Annotated in this window: 18 protein-coding genes and 1 tRNA gene; 10 read left to right on the top strand and 9 right to left on the bottom strand. The window is 50.7% G+C overall.

Features of this window, described 5'->3' with window-relative positions; translation table 11 throughout:
* Window positions 1-52 precede the first annotated feature (52 nt).
* Window positions 53-469: a lytic transglycosylase domain-containing protein gene (locus HK24_RS03350; protein WP_086633305.1), complete on the bottom strand. Its 417-nt coding sequence runs from the start codon at window positions 467-469 to the stop codon at window positions 53-55.
* Between the two features lie 99 nt (window positions 470-568).
* Here HK24_RS03350 and HK24_RS03345 point away from each other — a divergent pair, with 99 nt between their 5' ends.
* Window positions 569-1,054 carry an aminoacyl-tRNA deacylase gene (locus HK24_RS03345; RefSeq protein WP_086633304.1) on the top strand — a complete coding sequence of 162 codons (486 nt, stop codon included), beginning with the start codon at window positions 569-571 and terminating at the stop codon, window positions 1,052-1,054.
* A gap of 119 nt (window positions 1,055-1,173) precedes the next feature.
* Here the strand turns inward: HK24_RS03345 and HK24_RS03340 are convergent.
* Window positions 1,174-1,249, bottom strand: a tRNA-Ala gene (locus HK24_RS03340).
* A gap of 91 nt (window positions 1,250-1,340) precedes the next feature.
* Window positions 1,341-1,952, bottom strand: coding sequence for a Maf family protein (locus tag HK24_RS03335; RefSeq protein ID WP_086633303.1), 612 nt, complete (start codon window positions 1,950-1,952; stop codon window positions 1,341-1,343).
* A 353-nt stretch (window positions 1,953-2,305) separates the two neighbouring features.
* Between HK24_RS03335 and hemE the strand changes: the two genes are divergently transcribed.
* Genes hemE through hemJ form a run of 3 tightly spaced genes read left to right on the top strand, consistent with a single transcriptional unit; the run spans window position 2,306 to window position 4,499 of the window.
* Entirely contained in the window at window positions 2,306-3,355 is a 1,050-nt protein-coding gene (gene hemE, locus HK24_RS03330; protein WP_198942046.1) for a uroporphyrinogen decarboxylase, read from the top strand.
* Window positions 3,352-4,056: an HAD family phosphatase gene (locus tag HK24_RS03325; RefSeq protein ID WP_086633301.1), complete on the top strand. Its 705-nt coding sequence runs from the start codon at window positions 3,352-3,354 to the stop codon at window positions 4,054-4,056. The genes hemE and HK24_RS03325 overlap by 4 nt, the downstream gene beginning before the upstream one ends.
* Window positions 4,056-4,499: a protoporphyrinogen oxidase HemJ gene (gene hemJ, locus HK24_RS03320; RefSeq protein ID WP_369826506.1), complete on the top strand. Its 444-nt coding sequence runs from the start codon at window positions 4,056-4,058 to the stop codon at window positions 4,497-4,499. Before HK24_RS03325 ends, hemJ begins: the two co-directional genes overlap by 1 nt.
* 25 nt (window positions 4,500-4,524) lie before the next feature.
* Here hemJ and HK24_RS03315 read toward each other — a convergent pair whose 3' ends face one another.
* Both HK24_RS03315 and HK24_RS03310 read right to left on the bottom strand, forming a co-directional pair.
* Complete coding sequence (locus HK24_RS03315; RefSeq protein WP_086633300.1) at window positions 4,525-5,496, bottom strand: SDR family oxidoreductase; 972 nt, start codon at window positions 5,494-5,496, stop codon at window positions 4,525-4,527.
* Entirely contained in the window at window positions 5,496-6,098 is a 603-nt protein-coding gene (locus HK24_RS03310; RefSeq protein ID WP_198150526.1) for a DedA family protein, read from the bottom strand. Before HK24_RS03310 ends, HK24_RS03315 begins: the two co-directional genes overlap by 1 nt.
* A gap of 149 nt (window positions 6,099-6,247) precedes the next feature.
* Here HK24_RS03310 and HK24_RS03305 point away from each other — a divergent pair, with 149 nt between their 5' ends.
* The gene (locus tag HK24_RS03305; protein ID WP_086633299.1) at window positions 6,248-8,164 is read left to right on the top strand and encodes a S9 family peptidase; all 1,917 of its coding nucleotides are present in this window, start codon (window positions 6,248-6,250) and stop codon (window positions 8,162-8,164) included.
* 245 nt (window positions 8,165-8,409) lie between these two features.
* Window positions 8,410-9,456 carry an aldo/keto reductase gene (locus HK24_RS03300; RefSeq protein ID WP_086633298.1) on the top strand — a complete coding sequence of 349 codons (1,047 nt, stop codon included), beginning with the start codon at window positions 8,410-8,412 and terminating at the stop codon, window positions 9,454-9,456.
* 38 nt (window positions 9,457-9,494) lie between these two features.
* Here the strand turns inward: HK24_RS03300 and HK24_RS03295 are convergent, their stop codons facing one another.
* Complete coding sequence (locus HK24_RS03295) at window positions 9,495-10,790, bottom strand: MATE family efflux transporter (protein WP_202206887.1); 1,296 nt, start codon at window positions 10,788-10,790, stop codon at window positions 9,495-9,497.
* 297 nt (window positions 10,791-11,087) lie between these two features.
* Here HK24_RS03295 and flgE point away from each other — a divergent pair, with 297 nt between their 5' ends.
* The 4 genes from flgE to htpG all read left to right on the top strand — a co-directional run bounded on the left by flgE (window position 11,088) and on the right by htpG (window position 16,899).
* Window positions 11,088-12,347 (top strand): flagellar hook protein FlgE, encoded by a 1,260-nt coding sequence (gene flgE, locus HK24_RS03290; RefSeq protein ID WP_086633296.1) that lies wholly within the window; start codon window positions 11,088-11,090, stop codon window positions 12,345-12,347.
* A gap of 25 nt (window positions 12,348-12,372) precedes the next feature.
* Entirely contained in the window at window positions 12,373-13,896 is a 1,524-nt protein-coding gene (gene flgK, locus HK24_RS03285; RefSeq protein ID WP_086633295.1) for a flagellar hook-associated protein FlgK, read from the top strand.
* Window positions 13,897-13,898: 2 nt separating this feature from the next.
* Window positions 13,899-14,966 carry a flagellin gene (locus HK24_RS03280; RefSeq protein WP_086633294.1) on the top strand — a complete coding sequence of 356 codons (1,068 nt, stop codon included), beginning with the start codon at window positions 13,899-13,901 and terminating at the stop codon, window positions 14,964-14,966.
* A 67-nt stretch (window positions 14,967-15,033) separates the two neighbouring features.
* Complete coding sequence (htpG, locus tag HK24_RS03275) at window positions 15,034-16,899, top strand: molecular chaperone HtpG (RefSeq protein WP_086633328.1); 1,866 nt, start codon at window positions 15,034-15,036, stop codon at window positions 16,897-16,899.
* Between the two features lie 89 nt (window positions 16,900-16,988).
* Here htpG and HK24_RS03270 read toward each other — a convergent pair whose 3' ends face one another.
* From HK24_RS03270 to HK24_RS03260, 3 genes are all read right to left on the bottom strand, one after another.
* Entirely contained in the window at window positions 16,989-17,855 is an 867-nt protein-coding gene (locus HK24_RS03270) for a helix-turn-helix domain-containing protein (protein WP_086633293.1), read from the bottom strand.
* Window positions 17,856-18,007: 152 nt separating this feature from the next.
* Complete coding sequence (locus tag HK24_RS03265; RefSeq protein WP_086633292.1) at window positions 18,008-21,421, bottom strand: AAA family ATPase; 3,414 nt, start codon at window positions 21,419-21,421, stop codon at window positions 18,008-18,010.
* On the bottom strand, window positions 21,421-22,653 hold the full coding sequence (locus tag HK24_RS03260; protein ID WP_086633291.1) for a DNA repair exonuclease: 1,233 nt from the start codon (window positions 22,651-22,653) through the stop codon (window positions 21,421-21,423). Before HK24_RS03260 ends, HK24_RS03265 begins: the two co-directional genes overlap by 1 nt.
* Window positions 22,654-22,679 lie beyond the last annotated feature (26 nt).

The following is a 22,679-nucleotide window of genomic DNA, read 5'->3' as shown; positions in this document are numbered from 1 at the left end:
TCCCCGGACGGATGGAAAGGAAAAACGTTATAAGATAACATTCTTCCTTTGGCTATCCTCGGGACGGCGGCCTTACGTAAAGTTCGGTTGCTGCGGCAAGAACCTTACGCTGATACGCCATATTCAATGGCACGGTCCGTGAATGGTAATCTCCAATGGCGCGCATGAGATTCCCGTGTTCATTATCCAGAGCGGTGCGCAGGATCATCGCAGCGGCAGCAACATTGAAACAAGGCTCAAGGGCCAGTCGCGTTGCAATCTGGGCAGGGCTCTGGTGCAGCATGGATGAAATAGGAAGGATCCAACGCGAATTGATCTGCATGAGACCAATATCCACTGATCCATCCTTATTCTGGCTAACCTTGCCCATCACTCCACCCTCAACCCGCTGAATGGCAGGAAGAACACGGGGAGGAATACGATAATGCAAAGCCGAAGCAAGCATACAGGCTAGGAAACCAGCGGCCATGAAACCCTGTCATCTTTATTAAAGAAGCTCATAGCCTAGCATCTCCTGACCCTACCTGCCATCCTGACACAACAAGCCGAAAGAATAAGAGCAACAGGAATGAATACACAGGATACTTCCGCAACCCTGACCTTGGATGCTCTGTCCATACCCTATCAGCGTCGCATTTATGACTATGATCCATCCGCTGGGAAACTAGGTATCGCCGCCGCCAAAGCTCTGGGTCTTTCCCCGGATCATGTTCTCAAGACCCTGATGGTGCAGATTGACGGGCGCCCTGCCTGTGTTGTCCTGCCTGCGGATCGCGAGTTGGATTTCAAACGTGTTGCAGCGGCCTTTGGGGGGAGAAAAGCCAAAATGCTCTCTCGCCCGGAGGCAGAACAGCGGACAGGGTACAAGATTGGCGGTGTAAGCCCATTCGGCCAGCGCAGTATTGTACCAACAGCGTTTGATCAGAGTGCAATGGATGGCCCCCCTGTCGTCATCAATGGTGGAGACCGAGGCCTTCTTCTGGAACTTGGACCTCAGGATGCTCTCATAGCGACGAACGGTCTGGTCGCAGACCTCGTTCGCCCACTGCCCTGAATTTGGACACAGACCTGATCCTTCATATTGAAAGGGCAAGGTCTGATCCGGCGATACGCGCTTCGTGTGTAAAGACACAAAAATCGCAGAGCAGAAATTTCAGATTTTTTGTAAGAAACTGGTGGAGCCAATCGGGATCGAACCGACGACCTCCTGAATGCCATTCAGGCGCTCTCCCAACTGAGCTATGGCCCCACGTGTTTCATCTACAGCCCCTTTGGGGTGGAGCCGGATGAGCGCGGTATATAAGGATGTTTTCATCGTGACAAGCCATAAAAACACTTTTTCAGGCTAGAATCACGTTCTCCTGACGCAGCTTCTCAAGAAGCGAAAGTCGTGGAAGCCCAAGGATAGCATCCTGATCGCCCGAAATTTTGGAAAAGAGCTGAATACCCAAGCCCTCCAGCCGATAAGCCCCTACGCAGGACAGTATCCTGTCTCCCTCTTCTCTTAGATAGAGCTCCAGAAATTCATCAGAAAAGGGGCGCATCGTCATTTGAGGAATAGCGAGTGTCTCCCAGATTTTCTGTGTGCCCCGATACAAAACGACAGCCGTCTGAAGAGTATGCGTGCGGTTTCGAAGGCATTTAAGATGTGTTTTCGCCTCATTGAGATCCTGCGGCTTCGCAAAAGCTGTTCCGTCGAGATCGAGGATCTGGTCAGCCGCGATAATCAGACTGGTGTCCGGCGATACATCGGCCGCAAGCCGAGCCTTGGCATCAGCAAGAGCCAAAGCCGTATCTCCCAGAGATTTTCCTTCACTTTCACACTGCTGGCGCAAGGCCTCTTCATCCAGATCTACCGGTCGAACCTGAATGATCAGACCACTCTCTTCCAGAAGTACTCGCCGGGCACTCGAGCCACTTGCGAGGATTATGGAATTATTGAGCAAGGTCATAAGATGCGACTCCAAACTATCGACGGCGAGCACGAGTACCAGTACTGCGTATGACCCGGTGAAAAGATTGTGTCAGTACTGGGGTACATGGGGACAGTACTTGAAGTTTGCGGGAAGGTACCGAGTACCGTGGATTGTTGGGTACGCCCCCAAATTTTGGGGGTTGTACACAGGGGGTCTGTGAGCAAATCGGGATAGAATTCTGCACCCCCTTGTCCACTGCGGGTTTTGCAGTTGTACACAGTGTGAGTAAGACGGGGTACATTTTTAGAGAGCCGGGTACCCCGGTATCCACAGGGATCATCCTATCCTCCAGGATTTCTTTCTTATTTCTTTCATGGTTAGTGAGCGGCATGAATTCGGAAAACGCACCCCTCTCCCCATCCTCGAAACCGCTCCTGAGAGCTCTCAAGGGTGAAGCTGTCTGGCCCCCGCCGGTCTGGCTCATGCGGCAGGCAGGGCGTTACCTTCCCGAATTTCGTGCCATGCGTGACAAAGCTGACTTCCTGACACGCTGCATGACTCCAGACATGGCTGAAGAACTCACCCTTCAGCCGATCCGCAGGTATGGAATGGACGGAGCAATCCTGTTCTCGGACATTCTCATCCTTCCCTGGGCAATGGGTCAGTCCCTTGAATTCATTGATGGTCGGGGCCCGGTTCTTGGCGCCATCCGTTCTCAGGCAGATCTGGAAAAACTTGATCCCAAGCGTGTACAGGACGCCACGGCACCTGTTCGGGAAACACTCTCGCGACTGAGTAAATCACTCCCAGATGTCACGACATTGCTCGGCTTTGCTGGTAGCCCATTTACGGTCGCCTGTTACATGGTTGAAGGCGGCGGATCGCGGGATTTCGCCAATACCCGCAAAATGATGCAAACTGATCCAGCGCTGTTTGATCGTCTGATTGAAACCCTGACGATCAGCACGGCGGAGATGCTTTGCGGTCAGATTGAAGCGGGCGCTGAAGCTGTCATGCTCTTTGATTCCTGGGCTGGAATTCTCCCTCCCAACGCATTTCGTCGCTATGTGATTGAACCTACCCGGCAGATCGTGCGTCATATTCAGGAGAAGTATCCGAATACGCCGATTATCGGTTTCCCGCGCCTCGGAGGGATCATGATACGCGAATACGCAGAAAAGACCGGGATCAATACGCTGGCGCTCGATACAGTGGCTGATCCGGCGCAGATTGCGGAGCTGGTACCAAACGTGACGCTGCAAGGGAACATGGACCCGATGGTCCTGTTTTCTGGCGGTGAGGCCATGGTGCGTGAAGCTCAGGGGATCCGGGACGCGCTTCGTGGGCGTTCGCATGTTTTCAACTTGGGACACGGCGTTATGCAGCACACGCCGCCTGAAAATGTCGGTGCCCTCGTTGAGGCGGTGCGCGCGATATGACCACGGCTCTGGATGCAGCAGGCCAGCTGAAACTGGTCATCTTCGACTGTGACGGTGTACTCGTGGACAGTGAGCGTGCGTCCTGCCGGGCCACAGCAGAGTTCGCTCGATCCCTGGGTCTTAAGATTTCAGACGATGAGGCTCATGACCGGTTTTCAGGTAAGGCACTCTCTCAGGTCGTGAAGGAACTGGAGCACGAAACAGGACGTGCTCTGCCTGAAAATACGGCACTCAAAATGAGGGAAAATCTTGTACGTCTGATGCAGAAAATGGCAGAACCTGTAGAGGGTGCGCCAGAAATGCTGTATGGAATACGTGGTTTGCAACTGCCGTTTCGTGTTGGTTCGAACTCGTCTGTCGTTGAGATGGATGCTAAGTTTGAACGGACACAGATGACCATGTTTTTCCCGGAAAACCGGGTCCATTCAGCAAATGACATGGATGAACCGAAGCCCTCTCCTGAGGTTTATCTGTACGCTGCAAAAGCAGAAGGTGTTCTGCCAGAAAACTGTGTTGTGATTGAGGATAGTGACACGGGTGCTGAAGCCGCCCGGCGTGCTGGTATGAGCTGTGTGCTCCTTCGTTCGGAAGACCTTCCTCTTCCAGCATTTTGGCCAACGCCAGGCTTTGTCAGGATCGGTCACCTTTCTGAACTGGTACCGCTGCTTCGCAAGACGCTTCAAAGCCAGAAAGAGAACTGATGGACTTTGTTGTTGATCACCTGAGTTGGTTCCTCTCCCTCCATATCATGGCCTTCACGGCCTGGATGGCGGGGACCTTCTATCTGCCACGCCTCTACGTGTACCATACTCAGACAACGCCTGGTACTGCGGAGAGCGAACGTTTCAAGATCATGGAGCGCAAGCTTCTCCGTCAGATCATGACGCCTGCGATGATTGTTACCGTGCTCGTGGGGGGGATGATGTCGTCTGTGCCGGGTCTGGTGGACTGGAACAGCGGCTGGTGGTGGACAAAAGTGATCTGCGTTCTCGGCCTCATGGGTTTTCATGGGGCATGCAGCAAATGGCGTCGTCTGTTCGCAGAAGACCGTAATCCGCATTCCGAGAAATATTACCGGATCGCAAACGAGGTACCGACCATTCTCATGGTGATCATTGTCATCATGATCATGGTTCGGCCCTGAGGACGTCGCCTGTAAAAATACGGCCTTAGAGAAGGCCGTATTTGACGCCAGTCATTTCTTCAGAAATTGCCCAGAGGCGTTTTGCGAGCGTATGGTCTGACGCAGCCTCTGGCAGCCCGGCGTCACCAGGGAGACCGGTTCTTTCTCCCTTGCCCAGAGGCCCATAATAACCTCCGTCCTGCGCTTCAGGAGACGCCAGAGCATAGAGAAGCGGCCAAGCCCCCTCTTCCACTGTCTGTCCCATCATATGAAACACAGGGCCGGCGAAGCTTCGGGCAATTTTACGACCCCAGCGACCAACCGGGGTACCATTCCGATCAAGCGAGCCGTTATTGGAGACAATATCGCTTGCCGCCCAGCCTGGATGAGCAGCCCGTGAATGAATGGGCCAGGGAGCTTTCTTGGCCCGACGGTCTAGTTCCAGAGCAAAGAGCAGATTTGAAAGTTTACTCTGCCGGTAACGTGCCATCGGATTGTAGCGGTGCCGCGCATTCAGATCACCAAACGGAATTTCACCCTTCAGGGCAGCAAGAGACGCGACAGTCATGATTGTCGCATTGCCTGCGGCTAATAGAGGGAGCAACCGTCCGGTCAGAGCAAAGTGACCAAGGTGGTTGGTACCAAACTGAAGTTCAAACCCGTCTTTTGTGGTTAGCCGGGATGCAGGGCCCATGATGCCAGCATTATTGGCAAGAAGCTGAATGGGGCGTCCCTGCTCTCGCAAAGCGGTGGCGAAAGCTGCAATAGATGCCAGTGAGGCAAGATCCAGCACTTCAAAGCGACCCTGCACACTTGGAACACGTTCATATAGACGGTTAAGGGCCGCCCTGCCCTTCTCCAGGTTACGCCCACTCAAAATAATGGAAGCGCCACGCTCAGCCAGCCCACATGCAATTTCGAAACCCAAGCCGCCTGTAGAGCCAGTAATGAGCGCAGTCTGACCATCCAGACGATTCAGATTATCAAGAGACCAGCTGGTCTGGGAAAGACGGGTCATCAGTGTTGTCCTTTTTCGTGGGCTCCGGCGGCTGAGCGCTTTTCATCTTCTTCAGCCTGTTTCATGGCTTCTTCAGTCAGTCGTTTCTCGTTCTTTTTGAGAAAGAGAAACGCTCCTCCCAGACAACAGGCTCCTACGACGGCCAAAGCAATTCCAACCGGCCCAGTGATCTTTTCGATCTGCTTACCGAGTTCGTAAGTGATGAAGGCATAGCCCCCAGCCCAGAAGAGACCGCCCAGCGCGTTGAAAAAAAGAAACGAATGCCAGGGCATTCGGTTTGCTCCAGCCAGAAGAGCAACGAACACACGCAGAACAGCGACAAAGCGTCCAAGGAAGACAACAATCCCGCCGTGTTTGCGAAAAAGATAGCGGCCGAGCATCAGGCGCTCGTCAGTCAAGCCGACCTTCTTGCCGTGTTTCTTCAGGATGCTGTAACCAAAATGGTGGCCGAGCAGATACCCGAAATTATCGCCCATGATGGCGCCTGTCACAGCGGCAAGGGCAATCCATCGAATCTCGAGATGGTGCGTACTTCCTGCATAGAGGGACGCAGCAATGATGATGCTTTCCGCTGGCAGTGGCAGGCCCATGCTTTCCAGCATGACTGTCACGCCGATAACGCCGTAGCCATATTCCTGGAGCAGGTGATCGAGAAATTGCGTGAGATGAAACAGTGTCGTGATCCTGTGCGAATATGGCGGAAGGCAAAACCGCCAGCTACGATATTAGGACATCAGACACGGGATGAAAAATGACTGAGCTTTGCCCTCCTCACGTAGCCGGAAACTGGCCCTCCTGGGTTGGCCCTGAACTCGTGGCTGGCCGCACTCTTTCTTTCTCTGAACTCAGAACGGTCGAAGACTGGGTATTCTGGCAGGAGACCCGACCAGAAGAGCAAGGCCGCACGGTGATCGTCGGACGACGTCACGATGGAACACTCGTAGATTTGATACCGCCAGAGAGAACCGTCGGAACCCGTGTTCACGAATATGGTGGAGGAGCGTGGGATGTCCGCCTGAAAAACGGATATCCGGAAGTCGTTTTCAGTGACCGAAAGGTCGGCGGCCTGTGGTTCAGCAACAGAGAAGGCACGTTTCAGGCGTTATCTGGCGACCGCGCACCGGAAATGCGTTATGCGGATATGGCATGGGATACAGCCGGAGACGGTGTTTTCTGCGTCCGTGAAACGCATGACGAAGGTCTGCCATTAGCGGCGCTTGTTCATGTATCACGGTCGGGCCAGGAAACGGTTCTGGTAGACGGGGCTGATTTCTATGCAGCCCCTCGCCCCTCGTTGGATGGTGCCTCTCTGGCCTGGTTCTCCTGGCAGAATCCAGAGATGCCATGGACAGTCACCCGACTGTATGTGGCACCTATTGACCGAACCGGCCTCAAGCTTGGACGAGCCACAGATCTGAGTGGTCAGACACCCTGCAGCATTATTGAACCGCGTTGGGGGGCAGATGGTAGCCTCTATGCGACATCAGATGCTCAGGGCTGCTGGACGCCTGTTAAATTCGTGCATGATCAAACGGAATGGAAAGAGCAGTTTTTCCCAGAGGCTGGAGCTGAGATTGGTCTGCCGCATTGGGTCTTCGGACAGAGAACACTCACGCCACTGCCTGACGGTCAGCTTCTCGCATTAGGAATTCGGGAAGGCCTCACTGGCGTTCTGCTCTTTGCAGATGGACATTGGAAAACTGTTCAGATGGGAGCGCCTGTCAACGTTCCAGAGCGTCTGTCGAATGGACAGTTTGCCTGGATTGATGCCCCCGAAGACGCTCCACCTGCTTTGGCTATTGGTCACATGGATGGGAATTTCGAGCGTTTTCGCTCAAGTGTTGTGCTGCCTGATACGATTACGTCTGACGACATTGCCAAGCCTTCTTTGTTCTCCTTTCCAACAGCTGGTGGATCGAAGGCATATGCGCTCTTCTATGAACCTGCGAGCAGCACGTCGCATCTAAAAGAAGGCGAAAAACCGCCTTTGGTTGTTATGGCTCATGGTGGCCCAACAGGGCGTGCCAATTCAGGCTTTGCTTTCAAAGTGCAATGGTGGACCTCCCGCGGTTTCGCTGTTCTGGATGTCAATTACCGCGGTTCAACAGGGTTTGGTCGCAAATATCGGGAGGCCCTAAACGAACAATGGGGTGTTGCAGATGTTGAGGATTGCCTGGCCGGTGTTCAGTCTCTGATTGAACAAGGGCTGGTTGATCCAGCACGCTGCGTTATTCGCGGAAGCAGTGCAGGAGGGCTGACGGTTCTGTCAGCGCTGGCACAGTCTGATCTTTTTGCGGCAGGCGCCTCTCTTTATGGCGTTACGGATCTAAGGGCTTTGGCAGCAGAGACGCATAAATTCGAAGCACGCTATCTGGATGGTCTGATTGGGCCTTATCCCGAAAAGGAAGCTGTGTATCTGGAACGTTCTCCTCTTACACATGCAGAGAAAATTTCCGTTCCTGTCCTGTTCCTGCATGGCGGTGCTGACAAGGTGGTGCCTCTCGCACAGGCTGAAGCCATGAGAACAAAACTGGCACAGTCTGATCTCCATGTTTACCCGGACGAAGGTCACGGTTTTAGAGCCCGTGAAGTTGTCGAAGATGCTCTTGAGAGAGAGCTGAGATTTTACCGAACTGTTTTTGCCACATCCGCTGATCCGGCCTTATGAATAAAGAAATCAAAATAGAAGACTTTATAAAAATTCGATTTTATTCCGGAATATTATGTTTGAATGTTCCGAATAAGAAATATTCAATTGGATAGAATGAAATTGCTTTGTCGCGGGCAGCGCAAACATGCATGCCCTGCCCTTGCATTTGACCCCGGCACAGGAGAGACTCAGCTTAACCGGTTGCGCATTTAACTGTTGGATGCGCAACCTGACATCCAAAAAATCATCTCATCGGACCTTTTATGAAACATCGTAAACTTGGACGCACCGGTCTTCAGGTCAGTGAAATCTGCCTGGGCACAATGACTTTCGGTCAGCAGAATACGGAAACCGAAGGGTATGCACAGCTCGATATGGCGCTCGATCAGGGGATCAATTTTATTGATACTGCTGAACTTTATTCCATTCCCCCGCGTGCTGAGACCTATGGCGCGACTGAGACCATTGTTGGAAGTTGGCTGAAAGCTCGAGGAGGTCGTGACAAACTGGTCATTGCGAGCAAAGTTGTTGGACGCAGTTCTTCACCGTGGTTTCGGCCCGGCGGTGAGGAAGCCCGTTTGACGCCAAAGCAAATTCACTATGCTGTTGAAGGCTCTTTGCGACGTCTGCAGACGGACTATCTTGATATTTATCAGCTTCACTGGCCCGACCGTAAAATCGGGTTGTTTGGTGAAGGCGGCACGACGTTTCGGGACGTGCCGGCAGCCAATGAAGTTCCGATTGCTGAAACTCTTGGCGCATTGGGTGATCTAGTCGCACAAGGTAAAATCCGTCATGTCGGTGTTTCAAACGAAACAGCTTGGGGTGTCTCACAATTCCTTGCAGCTTCGCAGAATGGTCTTCCGCGGCTGGCATCCATTCAGAACGCCTACAATCTCATTAACCGGACGTTCGAAATTGGTCTGGCAGAGATGTGCCTGCGGGAAGATGTCGGGCTTCTGGCCTACTCTCCGCTGGCTCAGGGATATCTGACGGGGAAATACCTGAACGGAGCACGCCCTGCTGGCGCACGCACCACGCTCTTTAATCGTGGTCAGCGTTACGAGAAGCCCGGTGTGGATGTTGCCATTGAGGCCTATCACGCATTGGCCCGTGAGGAAGGACTGGATCCGGTTCAGTTGGCTGTGGCTTTTGTGACGTCGCGTCCGTTCGTGACATCCAATATCATTGGGGCCACCAGCACGGATCAGCTTCAGACAATTCTGGATTCAACCCGTCTACAGATCACGCCTGAACTGGAAGCCAAGATCAACGCCATTCATCAGGTTCATTCAAACCCCGCTCCCTGAGTTTCAACGATGCAGGCATGAGATCATGCCTGCATCTGTCAGGGGGCTGTGTGCGGTCCGAGCCGTCCAATGACGCGGAAAGCTGTCAGAACTGCAAACGTGCCAAAAATAACGACACCCAGAGACTGCCCAACGAGAATACCAATCGGGCCATAAGCTGAGCCGAACCACACAAACGGGATGGTTCCCAGTGTGGCGCGTCCCCAGTTGAAGCCGGTTGAGTAGAAAGGGTGCCCAAGGTTGTTGAATGCCGTATTGGCGACAAATAGCAACCCGACGAACATATAACTCAGAACCAGCCAGCAACAGAACAGGCGTACGATTTCCGCTCCAATGCCCTGAACGTTGAAAAGCTGGAGAATGACATTGTGCCCGGCGGCAAGAACAAACCAGGTGGTTCCAACACAGAGCGCTGTCAGCTTCAGTGCGGCCATCAGGGCTTCACGCACCCGATCAAATTGTTGGGCACCAAGGTTCTGCGCCATGATGGGTCCGACAGAACCTGTCAAAGCAAAAACTAATGAAAACGCAACAGGCACAATGCGGTCGATAGTTGCCTGTCCTGAAACAGCATCCAGTCCAAACTGTGCCATGGCATGAGTTACGAACAGTGCGCCTGTTGGTGTGGCGAGATTGGTTGCAATCGCCGGGACGGCAATGCCGCCAATTTTCCGCATGGCAGGCTCAAAGGCTTCTTTCTTCGGCCATTCCAGCATGGCGTGCCCCCGAAGGTTCAGGAAGCCGCTCGCTGTGATGGCACATCGCGCCAGAATGGTGCTGATGGCTGCACCTTCCAGACCGAGATGCAGCACAAAGATCATCAAGGGGTCCAGCAGAGCTGAAACAAGCGCACCTGTCAGGGTAATGCGCATGGACCGTTTGGCATCACCGACTGCGCGCAACAGAGCTGACAGAGCCATTCCCAGGCACACTAATGGAAGAGCTGGCGATACTATGTGCAGGAAGGTCGCCGCGTTTTCCAAAGCTGCTCCCTGAGCTCCAAGCAGCCTGAGAAGTGGCGTGGCAAATACCGCCGTGAGCGTGCCCAGAACGGCCGCGATGCCAACCATGACAGCAATGAAAGCAGATGCGAGACTTCGGGCCTCCGCATGCTGGCGCGCGCCGATCAGACGACCAATGCAGGCGCCAAGTCCAATGGTCATGCCAATGGAGACTGAAATCTGCAGAAAGCTTAGAGACGTCGCAAAAGCGATGGCGGCCGTCAGGGCAGAATCATGCAGGTGGGAGATGTAGAAGTAGTTCAGAAGATCGACAGCAAAAACTGCCATGAGGCCAATGGCCCCGGTTCCAGCCATGGTGATGACATGACGCATGATGCTGCCATGCACGAATCTCGCCGGCTTTATGGGAGAATCGTCAGGAATTCTGGGCTTGGATGGGTCATCTGATGGTACTGGCATGTCGGCATATACTGCCTCGTCCCGTGACAAAGAACCAGTGCCTGAAGTGCTTTGTTGGGAAGGTTTTCTGTCTGCCAGAAAGGAAAGGGAGCGTGGGAGGAAGGAGGTTTTCCGCGAGTGTAAGGGTTTCGTTAACGCATGGTGTGGAACTGTCAGGTCAGATAACACCCGGGCGTGAGGCCCGAAGCCTAGTTTCTGCCGGAGTCCGCCATGTCGATCATCAATTCTCTCAACACGGCTGTCAGTGGCCTCAATTCCCAGTCACATGCTTTCAGCGATCTCTCCAACAATATCGCGAACAGTCAGACGACAGGATATAAAGCTGCAACAACAAGCTTTGCCGATTATGTGACGAGCAATGATCTGGCAAGCGACGGGGAGTCACTGAGCGACAGTGTGGCTGCGACAACCAGACAGCATACTGACAATCAGGGTATGGTTGTTTCTTCCACAAATACGCTGGCGCTCGCAATTTCAGGCAACGGATTCTTCAACGTTGTCCAACCCACGGGAAGCACGACATCCAGCACAGCGCCGACGTTCAGCAGCCAGCAGTTTTATACGCGAAATGGTGACTTCTCACAAAATAACCAGGGATATCTGGTCAACACTTCGGGTTATTATCTGGAAGGGTATCAGGTGGGTTCAGAGGGTGCTTTGAGTAGCACTCTATCACCTATAAAAATCTCTGATTCTGTCGCATTTCAGCCGACCAAGAGCACAACTGTTTCTCTGTCTGCTGCAATTGGCAGCACCTCTGGGGCAGAAGGTACCAATACATCTACGGCAACAGCCTATGACAGTAAGGGAAATGCTCAGGAGGTGAGCCTGAACTGGAAACAGTCTTCCACGGATCCCTTGGTTTGGACTGTCAGTAATTCAGCAGATTCGAGCAATTCAGCCACAGTGAAGTTTAACAGTGATGGTTCTCTGGCGTCTGTAAATGGAGCGTCCCAGTCTACGGGTTCAGCGGCAACCTTTTCATATACGGGGCTGCCGCAGGATATGACCGTCAACCTGGGAACCATCGGGAGCACGTCCGGTGTGAGCCTGGCAACAGACAGCAGTAATTATAGCACCAATCCCACAATGACGACGGACAGCGTTACAAGCGGCACCTTCACGGGTCTGTCTATGCAAAGCGACGGGTCTGTGATGGCGACATTTGATAATGGGCTTTCTCAGCTTCTTGCAAAAATACCACTCTCGACGTTCGCAGACCCTAATGGGCTCTCTGCCCAAAACGGACAGGCATATACGGCAACGGCATCATCTGGTGCACCGACAGTCAATGCAGTGAACACGAATGGGGCAGGGACGCTCAGCACCAGTTCTACTGAAAGCTCAACGACGGATCTGACCAGCGATCTTACCAAACTTATTGTCGCGCAGCAGGCTTATGGAGCGAATACAAAAATCGTGACCACTGCAAATCAGCTTTTGCAGACCACTTTGGCGATGATTCAGTAAGGCCGGGTGAGGGGAACTCTATATCATGGGGCTGACTGATTCACTTTCGATCGCCGTCTCTGGCTTGCAGGCCGTCCAGTATGGAATGTCTACGGCTTCCCAGAACGTCGCCAATGCGTCTACTGCAGGTTACATCAAAGAAGTTGCAAACGTTCAGTCTGTCGTAAATGACGGGACGGGTGGCGGCGTAAGACGCGCAACGACCAGTCTGGCTACAAACGCACATATCCAGACTGCTTTATATTCCCAGAATTCAGATGTTTCCCAATATACGACAACAAGCAACGCGCTCTCTGTCGTCACGGCTCTACAAGGTTCAACCTCTGCAGATTCTGGTAGCAGCGGGACACTTTCTGACCAGTTGGGAAATCTTCAGTCAGCCCTTATTTCTTTGACCAGCTCCGCGTCGAGTTCGATCACCCAAAGCAAAGTTCTTTCGGCGGCCAATAGCTTTACCCAGTCGTTGAACACTCTTGCAGACACTGTGCAGGAGCAACGTCAGAACGCACAGGATGGTGTTGTCTCGTCAGTTTCGGATATCAATACCAACCTGACGACTATTGGCTCTTTGTCTACCAAGATCATGGCTCTTAAAGGGCAAGGGCTCGATACTGCGGACATTGAAAATCAGCGCTTTACGGCCTTGTCATCGCTCTCCAGTGAATTGGGTGTGAGTTGGAAGGTTTCCTCCAATGGAGACATGTCCATTACCACGCAAGACGGTGTCACACTCCCTACACACAATACGTCTTCGGGTTCAGCAGATACCATTTCCAGCACCTGGCCTTTGACGACAGCCTCAGCGCAAATTTCAACCAGTATGAGCTATCCGGGTAACTCAGACGCTAATGCGATTCCGGCAATTACGCTGAACGGAAAAGATATTACTGGTCATCTGACCGGTGGAAGCCTCGGAGCCGATATAACGCTGCGAGATACCACGCTCCCAACGATGCAGGCCCAATTTGACTCTCTAGCCTATACTGTAGCCAGCCACTTCGATGCGCAGGGCATGTCTTTATTTACAACATCCAGTGGCAATATTCCCGATGCGTCCCAGACGTCCATTGTGCCTCAGGGAAGCGCTGGTTTTGCCCAGAATATTCAGGTTTCCCAGTCCTATCAGGACGATCCATCGCTTCTTGTATCTGGTGAGACCGCAAGTAGTAGTGTTGTCCAGAACATTCTGTCTTATGCGTTTGGAACCACTCAATCAGATGGCACAGGACAGGTAGCCGCCCCTACCAATAATTTAGGTGTGACGGGGAAATTGTCTACCGGATATAGTGGAAGTCAAAGTCTTGTGGCTCTTGCGACGTCTTTGACAGCCAACCAGGCTGCGACAGCTAATAATGCAAGTAGCAGTCTGTCTCTTGCACAAACAACGCAGACCAATATCTCTTCAAGCCTGGCAGGAACATCAACTGTCTCTGTTGATACTGAAATGGCCAATATCGTTACATTACAGAACGCCTATTCAGCCAATGCGAAAGTTATTTCTTCCGTACAATCCATGTTTACCGCTCTTTTAAATGCTGTTGAAAGCTGATTATGACTGGAATTACGGCATCGTTTGGTTATGGCGGATTATCGAATCAACAGACGCTAAACTTGGCTTCGTTATCCCAGATAAAAGATAATCTTCAGGAACAAGCTTCTACGGGCGTAAAATCCAGCAACTACGCCCAGCTTGGAGAAACACGTGCTCAGGCGCTAGCGCTCCAGCCTGCAATCACTCAGGTTTCGTCCTGGAACTCCAACGTAACCATGGCACAAAACAGATTAACGGTCACGCAGAGTACAGTCAGGCAAATTGCGACAATCGCAGATAATCTGAATGACACTCTTTCAACTCTTGTCGGGAATGTTTCCTCAACGGCTATAAGTTCTGCGTCCGAACAGGCTAAATCATATTTATCGTCTTTAGGTAATTTTCTGAACACGCAGGAGGGCGGGAGCTATATTTTTTCAGGGTTGCAGTCTTCCACTGCTCCCGTAAGCACCAGCTTAAGCAGTTCCAGTCTCGCATCTTCTATACAGGAGACTGTAAAAAGCATGGGGAATGGTAGTGCGTCAGATGTTCTGTCAGAGACGCTTTCTCTTGCAAAAGACACCAGCCAGAATCAGCCATTTTCCGCTGTACTTTCGACTGACCCGGTTACTGCTGCACAGCAGAAATTAAAAATCACCGTTGGGACTAATCAAACAGTTTCTGCAGGCATCGTGGCGACAGAGGGGAGTACATCGTCAGAAACGTCAACGGGCTCTCCGATCCGAGATCTCATGCGAAACCTGATGGTTGTTGCCTCTCTGAGTTCTGATGACGCAGGGACCACAGATTACACACAGTTGGTTCAAGGATTACAGACGACGAATACCGGTGTGACAGAAGGGCTATCCGATATCAGTGGTTCACTTGGAATACAGCAGAACAGCTTGACCAGTCAGAGTACGATGCTGGCACAGATGAAAGCCGCTCTTACGACCCAACTGGGAACGGCGAAGGATGCAGATCTCGCACAGGTTTCCGTCCAATTGAATGATACCAGCAATCAACTCCAGGCATCATATTCCATTATCGCAAATATGAAGGGTATGACGCTTGCAAGTTATCTCTGACGTCTGTTGAAAAATTGACCCTGACGTCGCATATCTTCGTTACTTTCCTAAGAGGAGATTGATGACGATGAGTGCAACGCAAGGCCAGCCGGAACAGCATGAATTCAGTGCAGAGGTGGGGCGTCTGCTCGATCTTGTCGTACATGCGCTTTATTCGGATCGAGAGATTTTTCTGCGTGAACTTGTTGCGAACGCAGCCGACGCAACAGACAAGCGCCGCTTTGAAGGGCTGACGAACTCTGCTCTTGCTCTTCCCGAAAATGCGTCAATTCGTATTGCCCCGGAAAAAGACAAGAAAGAGTTGGTCATTTCCGACGACGGTGTGGGAATGACGCATGATGAACTGGCTCAAAATCTAGGTACGATCGCCCGTTCAGGCACACGCGCTTTTGGTGAAAAACTGAATGCCGCCAAAGCTGAAGATCGCCCAAGTCTGATTGGTCAGTTTGGTGTTGGGTTCTACGCGGCGTTCATGGTTGCCGACAGGGTGGATGTGACGTCCCGCAAGGCTGGGGCAGACGAGGCCTGGACTTGGTCTTCAGACGGGAAGGGCGCTTTTACCCTCACGCCTTCCACTCGCTCTACGCCTGGCACTGACATTGTTCTGCACATGAAAAGTGATGCGGAAGACTTCCTGGACAGCTGGCGTCTTCGGTCAATTATTCGCAAATGGGCTGACCATATTTCCTGGCCAATCACTCTGCGTGAGGTCAATGAGGATGGAACAGTCGAAGAGAAAGCTGCCAACGAAGGAACAGCTTTGTGGCGCAAGCCTAAGGCCGAAATTACCCCTGAACAGTACACGGAATTCTACAGGCACATTGCGCGCGCTTTTGATGAACCTTATGCAACAATGCATTGGCATGCGGAAGGTACGACAGAGTTCACAGCCCTTCTGTTTCTACCAAGCGCTCGACCATTTGATTTCATGGAGCAGTCTCGCGAAAGCAAGATCCATCTTCATGTCCGCCGCATGTTCATCACAGATGAGGCAGATTTGCTTCCCAACTGGATGCGCTTTGTTCAGGGTGTAGTGGATACAGAAGATCTGCCGCTTAATGTGTCTCGTGAGATGCTACAGGCGACACCAGTTCTTGCTCGTATCCGCAAGGCGGTCACGAAACGCGTTCTGACGGAGATTAAAACCCGAGCCAAGGACGCAGATGCTGGATTTAATGTATTCTGGGAAAACTTTGGGGCGGTTCTCAAGGAAGGTTTGTGGGAAGATAGCGAGCACCGTCAGGAAATTGCCGGTTTCGCCCGTTTCCATACAACCCATGGTGACGATCTAACGACGCTTGATGATTATATCTCGCGTATGAAGGACGGACAGGACGTTATCTACTTTCTCACGGGTGATAACCTTGAGGCTCTGAAGGCATCTGCACAGCTGGAAGGCTTCCATGCCCGGGGCTTGGAGGTTCTTCTTCTCTCTGATCCAGTAGATGCTTTCTGGCCAGAGCGGCTTCATTCATACAACGACAAAACTTTGCGGTCAGTCGTCTATTCTCATGGAGATCTTGAGAAGTTCTCGACAGATAATGAGGAAACAGTCGAGGCAGCTAACGTAGACACCTTGGTTCCTGCGTTGAAAGAGGCTTTGGGCGGTGCAGTGAAAGATGTCCGGAGTACAGTTCGCCTGACAAATAGTGCGGTCGTGATTACGTCTGAGGGAGGCCCGGACTTGGCCATGCAGCGGCTGATGCGCCGATCAGGACAGGCTCTTCCGGAAACACTCCCAATTCTGGAAATTAACCCTCGTCATCCGTTGATTAAAGCCTTGGCTCAGCGCATTGAAAAGAAGGAAAGCATTCAAGATCTTGCACGCGTGCTGTTGGATCTCGCGCGTGTTCAGGAGGGCGAGCCTCTACCAGATCCGACTGGGTTTGCTCGGTTGCTTGCAGGTTTGCTTGCCGGGGCTGCAACTGCCTAATAAATTGCTTTTCGGCGATTTAGGAAAAATAGAAAAAAGCGGAAGAGTACTCTTCCGCTTTTTTTGATCTTGAGATAACGAACGAAACTCTAGCCAGTCAATTTTCGCTGACGCAGCTCTCTGGGCGAAAGGCCGAATTTTTGACGGAAGCGCCTTGAAAAATGAGCCGCGTTTCTAAAGCCATGTTTTGCAGCGATTTCGGCAATGGCCATAGATGTGTATTCAGCCGATTGCAGGTCCTTATAAATTCTCTCCAGCCTTTTGCTTAAGATCCAGCCTGAGACAGCACCTGGTTCTCCATCAAAAAGCAAATAAAGCGCTCTGGATGAAATGCCGTAGGCATTGGCAATGCTTTTTGGCGTTAAATCAGGCTCTTGTAATCGGCTTTCAATATAAGATCGAATATGTTTTTGACGGTGTTTGCGTCGACCTGCAACGCTTAGCTCCAGATCGAGAGAGTCCAGAAGTGTTGTGATCAGAAGGTCTGTCAGGTGTTTGAACAAGCGCGTCTGCGTTTGAGAGGGGCTGGCTTCCAAGGCACCATCGAGAATTAATTCACAGGAGGTGAGAAGAAAGCGACCTGGACCTGACTGGGTTTCAAAATGGACCACAGGAAGGCCGGATAGGACAGGAAGGTGATTGAGCAGACCGCCCTTTGTCACAGATATAAGAATGCTGTCATTAGTCAGAAGATTTTCGTGATCTAAAGCAGGCTTTTCAGAGTGATGGGTTCTGATGAGCTGTTCACGGTCAATATACAGGTTTCCACCAGTATGTCGTGAGATTGTGAAGAGAGCTCTGTCTTCATTGAAATAGGGGGAAAGGCTCTCAATCGTTTCATGAGAGGCGCCTTGTCGTCTTTGAACGACGGGCTGCAGCCCTTGGGACGGAGTAGCAAGCGTCGCAAGCGGAATAATGCGAGCGGGCAGCTCTGGCGAAGGCCCTTTTTGGGTCATGGCAGAAACTCTATGGAGCCTCCAGAAGAAAACAGGAATGGTCTGCTATAACGAAATTACTCAGCCATAGGAATGAAAATATAGAATTTCGTTATGTGTCTGAGGAATGCCTCTAAAGCATAAAAATTAAAATATCCTTTAAATTTTATATTTCAAAGACGGGTAATATGACCAAAATTCTTTGCAATATCTGCAATATGTGCGTGGTGTGTGAAAAATAATATCTGAGTTCGTTTTGATATTGAAGAAAGAAGCTCAAGTCCGGAAAGAGATCTTTCTTCATCGAATGTTATAAAAAGATCATCTGCGATAAAGGGAAGTTGGATTCCACGGTCGAGAGATTGTTCTACCGAGGCAAGTCGTAATGCCAGATAAAGTTGATCTCTAGTCCCTTCACTCATGGAGTGTACAGGAACAAGAGAGGACTTATCTGGAAGAAGGCCGGACAAGGTCAGATTGTCCGTTCCTGTGTCCTCCAAAGCAATTCCTGCATATCGATGTCGTGTGAGGTGCGAAAACATGCTCCCTGCTTTCTCCAGCAAAGGACCATGAGTTTCCTGGCGCTGTTTTTCAACGAGACGACGTAACATCAGGCTTTGAAGGCGAAGCGAAACATATCGAACTGCACGATCATTCAGCTCTGCCTCTACTTCCTGTATCCGCTCGGCAGTTTCGTGCGCGCCGCCTTTATTTTCCAGAGATGTCAAAATTTGCCGAGCATCCCATAATCGCTTTTCAATTTCCGAGTGTTTTTGCTTTAGCATAAGACTCTGCTGCTCAAGTTCGTCAGATTCCCTTTCAAGTGTTTCAGGATCAGACTTCTTTGCTTCTAACAAAAGGGCCTCAAGAGCCCGGCCGTTACCCGCGGAGAGAATAATGGTGTTCAGCTCATCACGGCGTTGAAGCAGAGTAGCGCGATGCCTAAGTTCCGCAGCGATATTATGGAGATCGTCACTGTATGGAATGCCAAGCTTAATTAATATGGGATATAGGCTTTGCCGCAATGAGGCGAGCCTTATAGATGTGGCTTCGAGAGTTTCCTGGAGTGTTGCTCTTTGGGTTATGAATTCTTGACGTTTGTGTTCAGCCTCTTCGGACTGTTGAAGTGAGATACATAAATTTTCCAACGAGGTCTTGTTATGCTTTTCAAGCATGGAATTGAGAGAATTTTTAAATTCCAGAATATCCACGTAATTTTTATGGTGCTCTTTCTTTTCGCTTTCCAAACGGATTTGAATTGATCGCGCCTCTTGCACATCAACAAGATCAACATGCCGGGCCCCAGCAGGATAATGGCAAGAGGTACAAGCTGTTTCCCATGAAACCTGCCATGCGGCCAAATTATGCTTGAGCGTCTCAAGTTGACGCTCTTCAGCTGCGATAGCAGTTTGTAGTCTTTCTTGGGCCTGTTTTTTATCCAGTGCACTCCTTAAATGAGCCTCATATTCATCCTGAATATTTTGAGCATGCTGGAGGCAGAGAACAAAATTATCCGTCTGAGCCTCCTGTAGATAAGGTGATAACTGTTCTAGTGCAGAACGTTTTTGCTGCTGTTTTTTCTGAAAAGATTCTGCAATTTGTTCCTGATGCTTTGATTTGGAAAGAGCATCAAGTCTAGCGTCACACCAACTCAGAAACTCTTTAGGTGGAAGTGCGGGCAGCCCAAGATATTTTAATTTTTCAAACCAAGTATTTTGAAGAGAAATTTGTTGTGATTTAATAAAGAGGATGTGTTTCTCAACCTGAGCAGCTTCAATTTTAATGCTGCTAATATGATGGCTAAGATCGTTCAGTCGAGCCGATTGCTCAGCATGAGCATGACGCCGATCTGCAAGAATATCTGTATTTTTTAGCAGAATGAAAAATGCATTTAAAACAGATGGATCCGGATATTTCTCTGCCTGTAAAATACCTTGAATGTTGCACCAGGTCGTATCGCGGAGATCTCGTGCATTTGAAAGAGTTTCTATGGAAACGGCATCTCCAGATTTTTCCAAAATATCACGATCAAAGATTTTCTTCGAAAGCGTTTCTTGGAGTTTTAGGAGAAGGCTATTTTCCTGAAGAGACTTCTCCTCAAGATCACGCCATTTAAGATACTCTTCGTCAATGATCTCTTTTTCCAGAACAGGAAGACCATCCAGCGCCGACCAACGATTTTCAGTAATTGCTGACCAAGGAAGCAGACGATCAAATGCTGCATTAGTGTCGTGAATGGCTGTTTTCAGATCCTTCTTTAATTTTTCAATTTCATCATCAATTCCACCTAGGCTTCTCACATAGTTCAAATTGGTTTTTAAGTGCTCGAAATCGGCTGTAGAAACGGTTTTCCGCTCGTCAGAAGAAAAATTAGAAGATCGTATTAAATCAAACTCTTGGCGTAATTTTTCCAGGCGATCTTTTATTTCATGCTCAAGGGTCAGATAATTTTCTCGCTCTTGAAGCTTTTTATTTAAGGCGTCCAGCACGCCTGCGTCAGGAAGGTGATTGGGCGTTGCGCGATGTCGTGCCCAAAATTGCTCCATCCAGATTTCGTCATTACGAATTCGGTCTAACCTTAAATTGGTATCGATATCGATTTTATTGATAAAATCATTCTTGCTGATTAATGATATTATCTGATTTGCATCATCTAAAATTTTGCCTCTAGGTGCGGACTCATTTATACGTTCTGATATCGACTCTAATTTTAATTTTGTTGCAGATTCGATGGTTGTTTCTGTTTTTGTTTCTGAAAGAATAACTTCAAAATTGTCGCATTCAGAGAAAGAAAATTCAGGAAGTCCTGATTGCGAAAGTTGTAATTGCAGATCCATAAGCTGAAGATAGGGAATGCTGATGTTTCTGGCCCGAGAGTTTTCTCTTTGCCGCACGACAAGGCGTTGTTGTTCAGCATTACATTCAGAAAGGGCTTTCTCTTCTTTTTCCTGCGTTTCGCGGGCGACAGTTAAATCGTGAGGGAGGACTGCGGTATTTCTCAGGGTTTTATTCAGCTCTGAAAGGTCACGCTTTGCTTTCAGAATGGCAGATGTGCTGCTTCCCTTTCGCCATTGAGAATTCATTTCTTTTTCGAGAGAAGTTATCAGACCGCCCAAACCGCCGACGCCCAGACCTGCGGAAAGAATTTGCAGGCCTGCATCGTCCTTAAGGCGGCGCATTTCCTCACCGCCTTCACGAAGGCGACGATGGTCAAGAGCCCATCCGGTTTCAAAGCTTTTAGCGTCCAGGTCTCCCATCCATTGTCTCAGAAATTCGTCACTTTTGGGGGTGGCGTCATCGGAGGCGTAGAAGGTCTGTGTGCGGGCTCTACGTCGTATGCCCTCCAGTACCGCTCCATTGTGACTTACCTGCCCGCCAACTCGCAGAAGGGGTGCTGCACTTAACCAGTCAGCACTGATGTGATGCGGGAACTGAAAGAGAAAATCCCTGATAGCTGCAAGCATCGTGGATTTCCCGGCTTCATTGTGTCCATGAATGACGTGAAAATCCCCTTCCGATTTTGGGAAGGTGATAGTGCGGTCTTGAAAGCCGCCATATCTGAACAGGTCAAGACGATCAAACCGCATTAGCTTGCGCTCCCCATCAGTCGTGCGCGCAAGGCAGAGCTTGCTTCGTCCAGCGGCCAACTATTTTCATCAGCCATCAAAGCACTTCTCTCGACACATCCAGGAAGCGCGGAGAAGAACATCTCAAAGTCATCAGAAAGCGTTGCTATAAATTCGGGATCGCTCATGAGCTCCGACAAAGCCGCATCCAGGTCATGGAGTGTATTTGTAGAGGGCGGAGAGGTTGTCTGGTTCCGGAGCTTCTCCAAGGCGATTTGGTTCTGACCGGTATCCAGAGAGACAGCAACGCTCCTTAAATCGTCTTGCCAGCAGGTGGATGCACAGAGGCTGTCATGCAGAGTGGTTGTTCCCGTTAGCGTCACGCGTGCGATAACGGTGCGTCCCTCGGCCTGAGCCAGAGCTTGCTCCATACGGAGCCGCGCGGCATGCATGACGTCATCCAGGTCATGCAGGTCCGCTATATCTATGACGATATGGCTCCAGCGTATGACGTCACAGGCAACTGGTGTGACAGACTGGACAATGTTGTTTTCGACACTGACGAGCATTGCGCCACAAGTGCCTGTCTCCCGGATGTGTCGCCCTTGAATTACTCCAGGAAAAACAATCCATGGATGATGACAAACAATCTGTTGGGCGTGAACATGCCCTAGAGCCCAATAGTCATAGTGCTTCGACGCAAGCGTTTCGACGGAGCAGGGCGCATAGGTTTCATGTTCGCCGTAGCCTGAAAGAGAGGTATGGAGAACACCAATATTGAACCATCCGGAAACAGGCTCAGGGTAGGTCGGAGTCATGTCTTTTCGAACATGTCTTTCACGAAAGCTCTGACCATGCAGGGCGACCTGGATGTCTTCCAGTCGTATGGTTTCAGGAGCATCGTAACTGAAGTGATCGATACCAGCCGGTCGAGGAAGCTCACGTGCGATGACGGACTGAGCGTCATGATTGCCCGAAAGAGTAATCACTCGAATTCCAGCATGCACGAGGCGACTAAGAGATTTCATCATGTAGAGGCCGGTACTGGCGTCCTGCCAGCTTCCGTCATACAGATCGCCTGCGAGGATCAGAAAACTGACCTTTTCCTCGATGGCAATATCGATGAGACTCTCCAGCGCTCGCCGGGTTGCATTCCGGATTTCTTCCAGTGGAAGACCCTCATAACGGCTTAGTCCTTTAAGGGGGCTATCGAGATGAATGTCGGCGGCGTGAAGGAAGCGGAAGCTGGACATAGCGACACTCTAACGCGAGAGCAGAA

It is taken from the genome of Gluconobacter sp. DsW_058, from assembly GCF_002153615.1.
In the GTDB taxonomy this organism is placed as follows: domain Bacteria; phylum Pseudomonadota; class Alphaproteobacteria; order Acetobacterales; family Acetobacteraceae; genus Gluconobacter; species Gluconobacter cerinus.
The sequence above is the reverse complement of the archived record's forward strand: the minus strand, read 5'-3'. Positions and strand labels throughout refer to the sequence as shown.